Origin of the sequence: Thermotoga sp. RQ2, from assembly GCF_000019625.1 — a bacterium.
GTDB lineage: Bacteria > Thermotogota > Thermotogae > Thermotogales > Thermotogaceae > Thermotoga > Thermotoga maritima.
Map to the genome: position 1 here is coordinate 895976 of NC_010483.1, position 13891 is coordinate 909866.

Here is a 13891-nt window from a genome sequence, read left to right on the forward strand (position 1 = left end):
AGTGGAGATTGTAAGGATTGAAAATTTGTTCTTCCAATACAGAGGCGGATTCTCTCTGAAAAACATAAACCTTTCTGTGAAAAAAGGGGAGTTTTTCGGCATCGTCGGACCGAACGGCTCCGGAAAGACTACTCTTTTAAAGATCCTTGTGGGGATTTTTCGTCCTCAGAAAGGAACGGTTCAGCTCCTCGGTAGGATACCGTGGGAGACTTCGAGAAAAGAGATGGCGAAGATAGTAACCCTCGTTTCTCAGGATTTCTTTCCCTCCTACGACTTCACTGTAAAAGAGATAGTCGAAATGGGACGGCTTCCACACTTGAGTCTTCTGAGTGGAACGTCCAGAAAGGATGAGGAGATAGTCCTGAAAAGTCTGAAGCTAACCGGAACACTGAAATTTGTCGACAGAAACTTCTGGACATTGAGCTCTGGAGAGCGTAGAAAGGTTGTGCTATCGAAAGCGATTGCGCAGGACACGGAAATCCTACTCATCGATGAACTCACAGCCCATCTGGATTACAACAACGTGAGTCTTGTGGGAAACGTGTTGAAAAGGTTGAAAGAATCGGGAAAAACCATCATCTCCGTTTTCCACGACATAAACGTGGCATCTGCTCTGTGTGATCGAATAGGCGTTATGAAAAACGGTGAGATGATAAAAACCGGAGCACCCCCAGAGGTGGTGACCGAAGAGGTGCTCCGGAATACATTCGAAACGGAATTCGTGGTACTCGAACATCCTGTCACAGGAAGACCGCTAGCCTTTCTCAAATAGTCTCTTCAAGAATTTCACCTGTTCAATTGCCTGGAAAGAGCCTCCTCCCTCGTGGTTGTTGTACGGATAGATTCTGATTTCCTTCGGCCCAGCGTAGTGATTGTAGGCAGCAAAAACCGTTGAAGGAGGACAAATGTTGTCCATGAGACCCACAGAAAACAGCGCAGGGATCTTCGCTCTGACTGCGAAGTTCACTCCATCGAAATAGGAAAGAGTCCTGAACACGATTTCTTCCTTGTCCCTGTGAGTCTTTAGAAAGTTCGTGATCTCCGCGTATGGATGCGTATCCACAAGCTGCACTGCCCTTCTGAAGTGACACAGAAACGGCACATCGCACAGAAGAGCCTTTGCTTTCTTTGAGAGAGCGCTCACCGCAAGGGCTATTCCGCCACCCTGACTGCCTCCAGCTATCACGATTCTTTCGTGATCTACCCGAGGAAAAGAAGCAGCGGCTTCAACGGCTCTGACAGCGTCCGTGAAGACTCGTCTGTAGTAGTAAGTTCTGGGATCCAGTATTCCTCTTGTCATGAATCCTGGATACTGAGGGTCAACGGGATCCTCAGGGTAATCCGGTGTATCTCCTTTCAGCCAGCCGCTTCCCTGTCCTCGAGTATCCATGACGAAACATATGTAACCCATAGAAGGCCAGAACAGCCAGTCGTGAGGGAATCCTCTTCCACCGTTGTATCCTATGTACTGCACAACGCAGGGAAGTTTTTCTTCTTCCAATTTTGGAACAAGGAGCCACCCCTTGATCCTCTGTCCTCTGTATCCGGAGAAGGTGACATCGTACACTTCGACCGTTTTGAGGTGAGACTCCATCCTCTCGAAGACGGGGTCCAGGGGAAACTTTTCGCTCTCTGCGAGTGTTTCTTTCCAGAACTCATCGAAGTCTTTCTCTTCGTACCGCTCCGGACGGTATTTCTTCAGTTCTTCGAGTGGTAAATCGAAAAAGGCCATCTTTTATCACTCCTCGCAGGCTTCCGTGAAGAATTTCCTCATTCCCACCACTTCTCTTTTTTCACCGACGACGGAGAAAGAACCTGTGAGTCTTATGTCTTCAGAAGAGCTTCCCACCATCACCCTGAACTCACCGGGTTCAACTACAAGTTTCATGTCTCTGTCGTAGTAGGCGAGCACGTCCATGTGAAGCCTGAACACAACAGTCTTCTTCTCTTTCGCCTTCAAAGAAACCCTCTTGAAGCCCTTCAGCTCTTTCACAGGCCTTGTGACGCTCGCAAACTCACGACCGATGTAAAGCTGAACCACCTCGTCTCCGTCTCTGTCTCCAGTGTTTTCCACGTCCACCTTTATCACCACCTCACCGGCCGGTGGCACTTCCTTCGGCTCGATCCGGAGGTTGCTGTACTCGAACTTCGTGTAAGACAAACCGTGCCCAAACGGGAAAAGAGGCTTTGTGCTCTCGTCTACGTAGTCTCCGTGCCAGTGAGACCTTCCTCCGGAGGGTTTGACGTAGTGGAAGACAGGAATCTGACCAGCGCTTCTTGGAAAGCTGATCGGGAGTTTTCCAGAGGGATTCACCTTTCCGTAGATGATGTCAACGATCGATCTTCCTCCCGCCTCCCCCGGAAGCCACACCTGAAGGATGGCGTTCACCTTGTCGACGACGTTTTTGAGTGAGTAGGGTCTTCCCGTGATGAGGACAAGAACGACGGGTTTTCCTGTCTTTGCGACTTCGAGGACGAGTTCTTCCTGGACTCCTGGAAGCTTGAGGTTTGCCATGTCTCTGGACTCACCGGTTGTGCAATCAAGGGTGAGTCCAGATTTGTCTCCTACGACAACGATGGCAACGTCGGATTTCTTTGCAATTTCTATCGCCTCTTCGAAGCCGCTTCTGTCTTCCCCTGTCACTTCACAGCCCTTTGCGTATTCGAATTCGATCCCTTCTTCTTTGAAGGCGTCGAGAACACTCGGAATACTCTTCATATGTTCTTCTATGCTCTTCTTCAGTCTTTCGTAGTTTTCTCTCGGGATCTGAGGATTTCCAAAGACATCGTCTATGTTGTCGAGGAGAGCCCTTATGTGTGCAAGATACATGTAATCTCCGAGGAGATTTCTCACCTCACCCGCGTTCGGTCCGATCAACGCCACTTTCTTTTCTTTCGAAAGCGGCAGTATCCCATCGTTTTTGAGGAGTATGATAGATTTCCTTGCTATCTCGAGCGCGATGTCTCTGTGGCTTTCTATCTTTGCTTTTTCCACCTCAACGTAGGGATTTTCGAAGAGCCCAAGCATGAACTTCAGCCTCAGCACCCTGGCGACTGCCTCGTCGATCAAAGCTTCGGAGATGATGCCTTTTTCAACAAGGTCTTTCAAATATTGATAACATTCTGTCTTCGGAAGTTCAACATCTATCCCCGCTTCAAGTGCGAGTCTTGCGGCTTCTGACTTATCCCTTGCTATTCTGTGATAATCTTCCAGAACTTTCACAGCGAAATAGTCAGAAACGACGATTCCTTCGAATCCCCAGTCTTTTCTGAGAATGTCTGTGAGGAGTTTCCTGTTCGCTGCACATGGGACACCGTCTATTTCGCTGTAGGAGTTCATCACAGAAAGCACATTCGCTTCTTTAACGGCCGCTTCGAACGGAAAGAGAAAGACCTCTTTGAATTCCCTCTCTGGAATGTTCGTTGGTGCCCAGTTCTTTCCGCCTTCAGAAGCGCTGTATCCGGCGAAGTGTTTCACTGTGGCAACGACACCTTTTTTGATATCCTCCCCCTGGAGGCCTTTCACGTAAGAGACTCCCATCCTCGCCACCAGATAGGGAGATTCTCCGAACGTCTCTTCTGTTCTCCCCCACCTCGGGTCTCTTGCGACATCCAGAACAGGTGCGAGACCCTGATGTGCTCCTATCTTTCTCATATCCTCTCTGATGGCGGTGGTCATTTTTTCTATGAGATCTGGATCCCATGTACTCGCCATTGCTATTGCCTGAGGGAAGTTGGTTCCTCCAAGTCCCATGTAACCGGTGAGACATTCCTCGTGTATCATCGCAGGAATTCCAAGACGTGTTTCTTCCACGAGAAATCTCTGTATTTCGTTCACAAGTTCCGCGGCTTCTTGAGGTTCAAGGTTCGTTGATCCACCGGGCCTCGTGACCTGACCAATACCATTTTTGAGGAGTTCTTTTGCTTTTTCTCTACTGAACTTTCCCCTCTCGTCTATCAGTTCGTAACCCCAGACAGACCCAAGCTGGGCTACTTTCTCTTCCAGCGTCATTCTGGAAAGAAGATCTCTCACTCTCACTTCGATGGGTTGCGAAGGATCCCTGTACGGTTCCATATTTTTCCCTCCTCATCCGTTATTGAAACCATAAAGATCATCTGTACAACCAGCACTTCACCTGCACACCATCTACTTCAAAATATGGAGGAGGCTCCTTTCTGCATATATCCATGGCCTTTGGACATCTTCCTGCGAACTTGCAGCCCTGTCTCAGATACTCTGCCTGCTCTGTCTCGGACAGTTTTATCCTGATGTCCCACTTTTTCTTCGGATCCGGCTCTGGGACGGATTCCCTCAAAAGCTGGGTATATGGATGCTTTGGTTCCATGAGAACTTTCTCTGCAGGTCCCAGTTCCACTATATTTCCTCTGAACATGACGGCGATTCTGTCAGAGACGTAATAAGCCGTTGTGAGATCGTGGGTGATGTAGAGCACGCTCACACCGTACTGTTCTTTGAGATCCTTGAAGAGGTTCACGATCGACATTCTCAAAGAAGCGTCGACCATCGAGACGGGTTCGTCTGCGACAAGAAGAGAAGGATTCGTGAGAAGCGCCCTTGCGATGGAAATTCTTTGAAGCTGACCTCCTGAGAACTCACTTGGGTACTTCTCGGAGAATTCTTCAAAGGAGATACCGACTGCGGAGAGTTTCTCTTTGATGATCTCTTCTGCCTTCTTTTTTGTATCCGCTATGCCAAGGTTGAAGAGTGTCTCATAGAAGTACCTGTCCACCTTCCTGAGGGGGTTGAACGTGGAGAACGGATTCTGGAAGACAGCCTGTATTTCCTTCAGAAGTTCTCTTCTTTCTTTCTCTTTTTGATGCACCCGATCGATTTTTCTTCCTTTGTAGACGATCTCACCAGAGGTGGGTTCTTCAAAGCCAAGGATGATCTTGGCGGTCGTGGTCTTTCCACAGCCGCTCTCTCCAGCGAGGGTGAAGATCTCTGCTTCGTTTATATCGAAGTTCACGTTGTCTACAGCCACTATCCTCGTTCTGGAGAAGATACTCCCTATGGTGAAGATCTTCGTCAGATTTTTTATCTCAAGAAGCGGCATTCTTTCCCTCCTCTACTAACCAGCATGCAACTCTGTGGCCCGGCAGGTATTCCTTGAGAGGGGGTACTTCTTTTTTACACCTGTCGAACGCATGTGGACATCTTGGATGGAAACTGCATCCTGGTGGAAGATCGGCGAGTGATGGAGGACTTCCAGGAGCGCTTTCTCTTCTTCCTTTGTCTCCAAACTTTGGAAGCGAGTAGATCAGATACTTCGTGTAGGGATGCATGGGGTTTTCAAAGATCTCTTCTGTTTTCCCTTCTTCTATGATCTTTCCTGCGTACATGATCGCTATCCTGTCTGTCACGTTCGCATGAACCCCCATATCGTGTGTGACAAGGATGATGGTGTTCTGTCTTGAAGATTGTATCTCCTTAAGGAGCTGGACCACGCCTCTCTGAGTCACAACATCGAGAGCGGTCGTTGGTTCGTCTGCTATGATCACCTTCGGTGACAGAACAGTTGCAAGGGCGATCGTCACCCTCTGCCTCATTCCACCGGATAGCTGGTGTGGATAGGCGTTGAGAATTTCTATCGGAAGGCCAAGCTCTCTTATGTGTTCTTTTGCCATCTCATAGGCTTCTTCTTTCGTCTTTCCGGTCGTGTGGCTCTCTATGAAGTCTTTGAAGGTCTCCTTTATCTTCACCACGGGATTGAGAACGCTCATAGATCCCTGTGGAACGTAAGAAATGAAACTCCATCTGAGCCTTCTTCTCTCTTCATCGTTCAGAGAATAAACATCCACTTCTTTTCCGTTTTCTCTGTACAAGACCTTTCCTCCCACTATTCTCTGTGGTGGTTCTATTGCAGCAAAGAGAGCTCTCAAAAGAGTGCTCTTTCCACATCCGCTCTCTCCTGCGATACCGTATATCTCGTTCTCCATGATCGAAATGTTCACGTCGTCCACTGCCTTCACTACTCTCTTTTTTCCGAATATGTCCAGAATGTAATAAGACTTGAGATTTTCTGTTCTCAACACTTCCACCGCTATCACCTCATGCCTGTCCTATTCTCTGTATCCTCATCCTCGGATCCAAGTACTCACTGATGCTGATTGAGATCAGATACAGCGCTATGAACAAAAAGATAGACGTTAAAACAGGAGTCAGCACCCACCACCAGTATCCCAGTAGAAGGGCCTGGTAGTTTATCGACCATTGAAGCATGGTACCGAGTGTGGGTATGTCCAGGTTCGACACACCCAGTATCGCGAGTGTGATTTCCATTCCAATAGCCCAGGACATGTTACCTATGAGAGTGGCGAATATGAGCGGTATCAGAAACGGTAGATACTCTTTGAAAACGATCGAAAGAGCTTTTGATCCAGAGAGAAGAGCAGTGTAGGTGAAATCTCTTTCCCTCAAACTCAAAACCTGAGACCTGATCACTCTCGCATCCCATGCCCAACCAAAGACTCCAAGGAGAAGCCCAAGCATGGGAAGACTCAAACGTCCCTTTACAATAGAAGCAACCAGAACTATTATTATGAAAAGTGGTATCACAAGGAAAGAATCGCTGAGAAATGTCAGGACCCTATCTGCGGCTCCTCCTTTGTATCCGGCTATCATACCGACGATCATGGCTATGACTCTCGATACAAGTCCCGCGATCAGTGACATGACAAGTGAGTTTCTCACAGCGAAAGTGAGTTTCCAGAAAATGTCCTGTCCCATCGAGTTGGTTCCAAGTATGTGAGGCCAATGGGGTGGAAGATCCCTCGGGACCTGATTCCACAGGTACGGGTTGTACGGTGAAAAGAAAGACAGGATAGAGAGTGTCAAAAGTACCAGAAGAACTATGAAACCGAATCTGAAACGTGTATCTCTCAACAGATCTTTCAACACCTGCATTCTTTCCACTCCTTTTTCATCTGTATCTCACCCTTGGATCGAAAAGTGGATACAACAGATCTATAACGAGTATACTGGTTGTGACGAGAAGTATGGAGAGGGTACTTATACCCATCAGTAGATTGTAATCACCTGTGAAAATGGCATTATAAAGGAGAGATCCAATACCGGGATAGGAGAACACGATCTCTGTTATCAAAGCACCTCCGAAGATCTGTCCCAGAGAGAGAGCAAGTCCCGTTATCTGTGGTAACATGGCGTTTCTTATTACATATCTTCGAACGATTCTTCTCTCCTCTACTCCTCCCATCTTTGCGTATTTCACATAATCTTCTGTTTTCACACTTTGAACCACAAGCTTCATGGCTTGAAACCAGGAAAACACACCTATTAGAACTAAAGAAAGAGCTGGAAGGAAAGCGTGTTTTAGGAGTATCAACAGATTTTCCCAGTTGAAGGTGAATTTCATTCCTATTGCAAAACCTCCGCCGATTGGAAAGATGGGAAGTATATACGCAAGGAGGATCAAAAGTCCGAGAGCGAGGATGTAGTACGGCATCGGTCTTATCACCATCGCAATACCATCGAGAATTTTCACCCATTTTCTGTCAGAGAAGTATCCTGCGAGTCCTCCAAGAATGTTTCCTATGATCCAGGAAATGACAGTTGTTACAAACAAAAGCCAGGCGGTCCAGGGCAGTGATTGTCTTATTAACTTCATCACAGGGGTTGGAAACTGAAAGTATGAAGGACCAAAATCACCTTTTAAAAGTCTTTTCCAGAAGTTGATGTACTGATCCCACAGGCTTCCCTGCAAACCATAAAGTTCCTTGATCGTTTCCACAAGTTTGTCGAAGTACTCTGGATTCATATTTCCTCCCTGTGTTATAAGTCGATCGATGTAAGCCTGTATAGGATCACTCGGAAGAAATCTTGGCAAGAAAAACACAATCGTTAAACCCACAAAAACTACGAGAAAGTAAGTTATCAATCTTGGAAGCAGGTATCTCCTTACAAAGCTCAAGGTATCTGCCCTCCTCTTCTCTTTAAAGGACCGGGGGTTGTCCCCCCGGCCCCCTGTTTGAAAGTATTTTACATCATTATTTTCTACCGGTAGGTTTCAAGAACGGAAGCATGTACTTGAAGTTCGGCCAGTGCTGATAGGGCTGCGAGTATGGATTTTCTGCTCCAGGATAATTCGTCCAGTAGTATTCATCCCATGCGATAACACCAGGATAGTTGAATGTCGGAACACTTGGAAGTCCTTCAACGATTATCTTAAGAGCTTCGGTGCCGAGTTCTATGAGTTTTTGAGTGTTACCCCATGGTGTGTTCTTAAGCTCTTCGATTATTTTGTCAAGCCTTGGATCAGACCATCTGCAGTAATTACCCCATGGTGCATTTTCACCTATTGGAACAACGTACTCAGAATGGAATGGATAAAGTGTTCTGTAAAGGTCTGGATGACCACCCCAAGGTTCTGCGGCTGGCCATGCGGTGTGAACATCGAAGTTACCCTCCGAACCAAACGAGTTTGCATTTTCGGAAGTCTGAACGACCGCATCTATTCCGAATTTCTTCCACGCCTGGGAGAGAGCAAATGCGTTTCTGTAAGCAGGATCAGATGGATTGGTGGGGGCAATTATCGTTATCTGCCACAGATCTCCATTCGGCAGATGCCATTTTCCATTCTTATCTCTGTAGAATCCGTTCTTTTCCAGAAGTTTTGTTGCAACATCGGGGGCATACTTCCACCAACCAGGTCCGAAAGTTCTCTTAATTATTTCAGGATTATCAGGTACAGAATAGCCTCTCTTCTTTGCATATTCTGCTAACCTAAGGCCTGCTTCTGGATCGTATGGCTTGAATTTCTCTCCGTTTCCAAGATCGATTTCGTAATTTTTGAGCCAGTCTTCAAGTCTTGTGAAATACCAGTTGTAGTATGCGGTTGAAAGTGGTATGTGGATAGGCGAAAGTGTTACGGCACCATCGAAAGCGTTGGCAGCGTATTCAACAATATCAATTGCGAGTGTGAGAGCCCATCTTACTTCGATGTTGTTGAATGGTTCTTTCGCCGTGTTGAAGACAAATCCCGTCACACACGGATCGTTGTTTACAGTCCACGGGAAGTTTTTCCTCCAGGCTCTGGCTGTTTTGACTCTGCTGAGAACCGCTTTGAGCGCTTCTATCGTGAGGATTGCTTCGTCAAGCTGATGCTGTGCCATAGCAAGTACCTGTTTTTCCGGGGAACCGTAATCTATGAAGAGTACGTACTTGGGCTGTGGCATTCCAAAGAGCATACCAGTCGGTGTTCTGTCCCAGTCTTCTCTTCTCTGCCAGAGTGTCCAGTATCCTCCTGGATCGACAGAATGGAGCACGTATGGACCAGTTCCAACGGGTGGATTGAATTCAAAGTTAACGGGATCTTCTACTTTCTCAAAAACGTGTTTTGGCATAGGTCTTATTCCGCCCCATCTGTCGATGAAGTAGCCGTGGAATCTGGCATTTGGTCTCTTGAGTTTTATTTTCACGGTGTAGTCGTCCAATTTCTCGACGCTTTCAACTTCGTTGACCAGTTCCTGATGGTATCCGAACGCTGGAGTGCTCATGATTGTTTCGATTGTGAACACAATGTCATCTGCTGTGAACGGCTCTCCGTCGCTCCAGTATACACCTTTTCTGAATTTGATGGTGAGTTCTGTGAAGTCAGAATTGTAGGTCGGGAGAGATTCGGCAAGTGCGTTTATGATCTCTCCAGTTGCGAAATCCACGTACCAGAGCGGTTCCAGAAGCAGGTTCTGAACACCCCTGTCTTGCCAAACCCATCCTGTCCACACGTTGAAGTTGGTGGGGTTGGCTGCTCTTCCGGTCAAAACCTGTGCTATGAAAGTCTCATTTCTCGGAATATTGGGTGGAAGCTGTGCAAAGAACAGACTGAACATGGAAACGACGAACAAAACTACAAGAAACTTCTTCATGAAAACTCACCTCCCTTGATTGTATGTTATATTTTTTCCTTTCGGGAAATATTTTAATGTAAATCTCCGAGAAAATCAAGGTACGTTTTTTCGTGATAATGGAGGTTATTCGCGTTTGTAGAGGATTATTTCAAAATATTGTCGTTTTTCTTCTTTTTTCTCTTTTTTCCTTTCTGGTATCATATTTTCGTTAAATCATAGGGAAGGAGGTTTCATGTTATGAAAATATTACCTTCTGTGCTGATCCTTTTGTTGGGATGTGTTCCGGTTTTCAGCTCTCAAAATGTATCTCTGAGAGAGCTCGCAGAAAAGCTGAACATCTATGTCGGTTTTGCCGCAATCAACAACTTTTGGTCTCTTTCCGACGCAGAAAAGTACATGGAAGTTGCAAGAAGAGAATTCAACATCCTGACTCCCGAGAACCAGATGAAGTGGGATACGATCCATCCAGAAAGAGACAGATACAATTTCACTCCCGCTGAAAAACACGTTGAGTTTGCAGAAGAAAACAACATGATCGTGCATGGGCACACTCTTGTCTGGCACAACCAGCTTCCTGGATGGATCACTGGTAGGGAATGGACAAAGGAAGAACTTTTGAACGTTCTTGAAGACCACATAAAAACGGTGGTGTCTCATTTCAAAGGTAGAGTGAAGATCTGGGATGTGGTGAACGAAGCGGTGAGCGACTCTGGAACATACAGAGAAAGTATCTGGTACAAGACGATCGGTCCTGAATACATTGAAAAAGCGTTCAGATGGGCAAAAGAAGCCGATCCAGATGCGATTCTCATCTACAACGACTACAGCATAGAAGAAATCAACGCAAAATCGAACTTCGTCTACAACATGATAAAAGAGCTGAAAGAAAAGGGAGTACCTGTAGATGGAATAGGATTTCAGATGCACATAGACTACAGAGGGCTCAATTATGACAGTTTCAGAAGGAATTTGGAGAGATTTGCGAAACTCGGTCTTCAAATATACATCACAGAGATGGATGTGAGAATTCCTCTCAGTGGTTCGGAGGAGTATTATTTGAAAAAACAGGCTGAAGTTTGTGCGAAGATCTTCGATATATGCTTGGACAACCCTGCAGTTAAAGCGATCCAGTTTTGGGGATTCACAGACAAATACTCCTGGGTTCCCGGCTTTTTCAAAGGGTACGGAAAAGCGTTGCTATTCGACGAGAATTACAATCCCAAGCCTTGTTATTACGCGATAAAAGAGGTGCTGGAGAAAAAGATAGAAGAAAGAAAATGAGGGGGCGATGCCCCCTTATTTTCAGCAGTATCTCTTTTTCATTTTGTCGATAGCTTCCCAGAGACCGAGAATGTAGGTTGCTCCGAGTGCCCTGTCGTAGAGTCCATAGCCGGGACGTGCCTTTTCACCCCAGATCAGCCTTCCATGATCAGGACGTATGTACCCTTCGTAGCCTATGTCATGGAACGCTTTCATCACTTCAAAGAGATCGTGAGAACCGCAGAAGGAAGGATGTGCAGTTTCGTAGAAACTCTTCTCACCGGTGAACTTCAGGTTTCTCACGTGTGCAAAATGAATTCTTCCCATTTTTCCGAAATATCTGATCATCTCAGGTATGTTGTTCTCAGGATTTGCTCCGAGTGATCCCATGCAGAACGTTATTCCGTTGTAGGGGCTGTCAACAGCTTTCAACATTCTCTCTATGTTTTCCTTGTTTGTTATAATCCTTGGCAGGCCAAAAATACTCCATGGTGGATCATCCGGGTGTATTGCGAGTTTCACATCGCATTCTTCACAAACGGGGATAACTCTTTCGAGAAAATAAACCAGGTTTTCGAAGAGTTTTTCTTCATCTACGTTCTTGTAGAGTTCGAAGGTTTCTCTCAGTTTCTCCAGTCTGTCCCATTCCCATCCTGGGAGGACGAAACCCTGAGAGCCCTCTTTCACTCGTTTTATGAGTTCGTCTGGTGTTACCCCTTCGATGAGACGGTGATCGTACTCCATCGTTTCAGAACCATCCGGGAGTTTTTTGTGTAGATCCGTTCTCATCCAGTCGAATACGGGCATGAAGTTGTAGCAGACTACCTTCACACCGGCCTTTGCCAGGTTTCTGATCGTTTCCTTGTAGTTCTCTATATACCTGTCCCTTGTGGGAAGACCCAGTTTTATGTCTTCGTGGACGTTCACACTCTCGATAACTTCGAGTTTCAATCCCGCTTTTTCAACGGTTTCTTTCAGCTTCATTATTTCCTCAAGTGGCCAGACTTCTCCCACAGGTATGTCAAACAAAGCCCCTACGACTCCTTCTACTCCTGGGATCTGACGTATTTGTTCCAGTGTCACGGTATCGTGTTTTTCACCATACCATCTGAAGACAAGCTTCATTCATTTTCCCTCCCAACGACTTCTTCGAGTGTTTTCCTCACAGCTCGTGGCCCTGTGATCATTTTCTTGAACAGTTCTTCTATTTTTTCTCCAAGTCCTACTTCGTACAGGTTCACTCTGAAAAGCTGCTGGCTGGAAAGGATTGGTTTCAGATGATCATCCGTGGATTCGGGATCGCCGAATTTTATCTTTGAAACGTAAGACCTCAGGTTCTCAAGAAGGGGATCTGGACTGAGCTGCATTTCTTTTCCTTCATCGTCTATTCCCATGAGGTATCTGCACCATCCCGCTATCACAAGTGGTATGTATTTCAGATTCCTTGGATCCAGATCTGGTCTTTCGTGGTATGCCTTTATAGTTTCGCCGAACCTGATAGGCATCTTTTGAGAGGTATCCGTTGCTATTCTCTGCGGTGTGTCTGGCAGATATGGATTGGGAAGTCTGATGTTTATCACTTCGTTCAAGAATTCTCTTGGATTTATGATGCCGGGATCTACCACAACTTTTATTCCCTCTTCTCCCACACCTTCTACAAGTTTTTTCAGGAGGGGGTCTTTCATTTCGTCTGCGATCTTTTTGTATCCCAGAAGGCAACCGAAGATGGCCAGCGCTGTGTGAAGAGGATTGAGACAGGTTGTCACCTTCATTCTTTCTGCCTTCTCAACAGTTTCTCTGTCTGTCAGAAAAACGTTCCTATCTGCTCCTTCGAGTTTTGGCCGGCCGTTCGGAAAGCTGTCTTCTATCACCAGATACTGAGCCCATTCCATGTTTACGAAAGGAGCGATGTGGGTCCTCTTGGAAGTAACAAAGATTTCCATTCCCTCTATTCCAAGTTTTTCTAAGTGCTCTTTTATGAATTCTGAAGGACCCGGTACAATCTTGTCTATCATACTCCATGGGAAAGCAACGTCTTTTTCCAGATAATCAATAAAATCTTTTTCCACCAGACCGTTTTTAACCCACTCCTCGGAAATTCTTTTCACAGAGCTGTAGAGTTTTTCGCCATTTCTTGAGAAATTATCGAGGCTGAGAAGAGCGATAGGAAGTCTTCCTGCTTTGAATCTTTCGTAAAGAAGTGCAGCCACTTTTCCCATCGATGTTTGGGGTGAGACAGGACCGTTTTTCATGTCCTCCATCACCTGAGGAAAGAGGTTCCCGGCCTGATCTTCTATGTTGTAGCCTTTTTCTGTGATGGTGAGAGAAGCGAGCTGAAGAGAAGGATTTCTGAAGATTTCTTTTGCTCTTTCCCAGTCTGGATGCAAAGGATCTCCTTTGAGGGCTTCCATCACGCTCGCTATGATTCTCTTTTCAAAATCTCCGTCGGGTTTTATTGTGACCGCTATCGATAAATTGTCGTACGGTTTGTAGACTTTGTCTATGACTTCGTAGTCGAAAAGCTCTATCACATTGATTCCGGTATCTTCCTTTCCCTCTTCGAGGAGATTCTGAAGCACTGCCGCAACGAATCCCCTGAATATGTTTCCACCACCGAAATGAACCCATTTCGGTTGTTCTTTTGTATTTTTCTCTACTTCGTCGAGATCGAAATACGGAGGCCTGACACCTATCTTTTCCCAAGCTGCTCTATCTTTTATCGTTTCCCTGTTGAGACGCACGTTTT

11 protein-coding genes are annotated in these 13891 nt (G+C 46.1%); 2 read left to right on the plus strand and 9 right to left on the minus strand.

All coding sequences use genetic code 11. The features are described from left to right. Nucleotide 1: 1 nt before the first annotated feature. Nucleotides 2–772 (plus strand): ABC transporter ATP-binding protein, encoded by a 771-nt coding sequence (locus TRQ2_RS04485; RefSeq protein WP_011943432.1) that lies wholly within the window; start codon nucleotides 2–4, stop codon nucleotides 770–772. Here TRQ2_RS04485 and axeA read toward each other — a convergent pair. The 7 genes from axeA to TRQ2_RS04520 form a co-directional block, all read right to left on the minus strand. Beyond that, nucleotides 755–1732 (minus strand): cephalosporin-C deacetylase, encoded by a 978-nt coding sequence (gene axeA / locus TRQ2_RS04490; RefSeq protein WP_012310789.1) that lies wholly within the window; start codon nucleotides 1730–1732, stop codon nucleotides 755–757. The genes TRQ2_RS04485 and axeA overlap by 18 nt on opposite strands. A gap of 6 nt (nucleotides 1733–1738) precedes the next feature. Next, nucleotides 1739–4075 carry a glycoside hydrolase family 3 N-terminal domain-containing protein gene (locus tag TRQ2_RS04495; protein WP_012310790.1) on the minus strand — a complete coding sequence of 779 codons (2337 nt, stop codon included), beginning with the start codon at nucleotides 4073–4075 and terminating at the stop codon, nucleotides 1739–1741. 37 nt (nucleotides 4076–4112) lie between these two features. Then, a complete protein-coding gene (locus TRQ2_RS04500; protein ID WP_012310791.1) occupies nucleotides 4113–5075 on the minus strand; it encodes an ABC transporter ATP-binding protein in 963 nt (320 codons plus the stop codon). Further along, nucleotides 5062–6069, minus strand: a complete 1008-nt coding sequence (locus TRQ2_RS04505) for an ABC transporter ATP-binding protein (RefSeq protein ID WP_012310792.1) — start codon at nucleotides 6067–6069, stop codon at nucleotides 5062–5064. The genes TRQ2_RS04500 and TRQ2_RS04505 overlap by 14 nt, the downstream gene beginning before the upstream one ends. 1 nt (nucleotide 6070) lies before the next feature. Beyond that, nucleotides 6071–6925, minus strand: a complete 855-nt coding sequence (locus TRQ2_RS04510) for an ABC transporter permease (RefSeq protein WP_012310793.1) — start codon at nucleotides 6923–6925, stop codon at nucleotides 6071–6073. A gap of 16 nt (nucleotides 6926–6941) precedes the next feature. After that, on the minus strand, nucleotides 6942–7949 hold the full coding sequence (locus TRQ2_RS04515) for an ABC transporter permease (RefSeq protein WP_012310794.1): 1008 nt from the start codon (nucleotides 7947–7949) through the stop codon (nucleotides 6942–6944). Between the two features lie 76 nt (nucleotides 7950–8025). After that, nucleotides 8026–9903, minus strand: coding sequence for an ABC transporter substrate-binding protein (locus TRQ2_RS04520; protein WP_012310795.1), 1878 nt, complete (start codon nucleotides 9901–9903; stop codon nucleotides 8026–8028). A gap of 219 nt (nucleotides 9904–10122) precedes the next feature. Here TRQ2_RS04520 and TRQ2_RS04525 point away from each other — a divergent pair, with 219 nt between their 5' ends. Next, nucleotides 10123–11166 carry an endo-1,4-beta-xylanase gene (locus TRQ2_RS04525; RefSeq protein ID WP_012310796.1) on the plus strand — a complete coding sequence of 348 codons (1044 nt, stop codon included), beginning with the start codon at nucleotides 10123–10125 and terminating at the stop codon, nucleotides 11164–11166. A gap of 21 nt (nucleotides 11167–11187) precedes the next feature. Here TRQ2_RS04525 and uxuA read toward each other — a convergent pair whose 3' ends face one another. Both uxuA and uxuB read right to left on the minus strand, forming a co-directional pair. Next, nucleotides 11188–12270 (minus strand): mannonate dehydratase, encoded by a 1083-nt coding sequence (gene uxuA / locus TRQ2_RS04530; RefSeq protein ID WP_011943439.1) that lies wholly within the window; start codon nucleotides 12268–12270, stop codon nucleotides 11188–11190. Next, entirely contained in the window at nucleotides 12267–13886 is a 1620-nt protein-coding gene (uxuB, locus tag TRQ2_RS04535; protein ID WP_012310797.1) for a D-mannonate dehydrogenase UxuB, read from the minus strand. The genes uxuA and uxuB overlap by 4 nt, the downstream gene beginning before the upstream one ends. Between the last annotated feature and the right edge of the window lie 5 nt (nucleotides 13887–13891).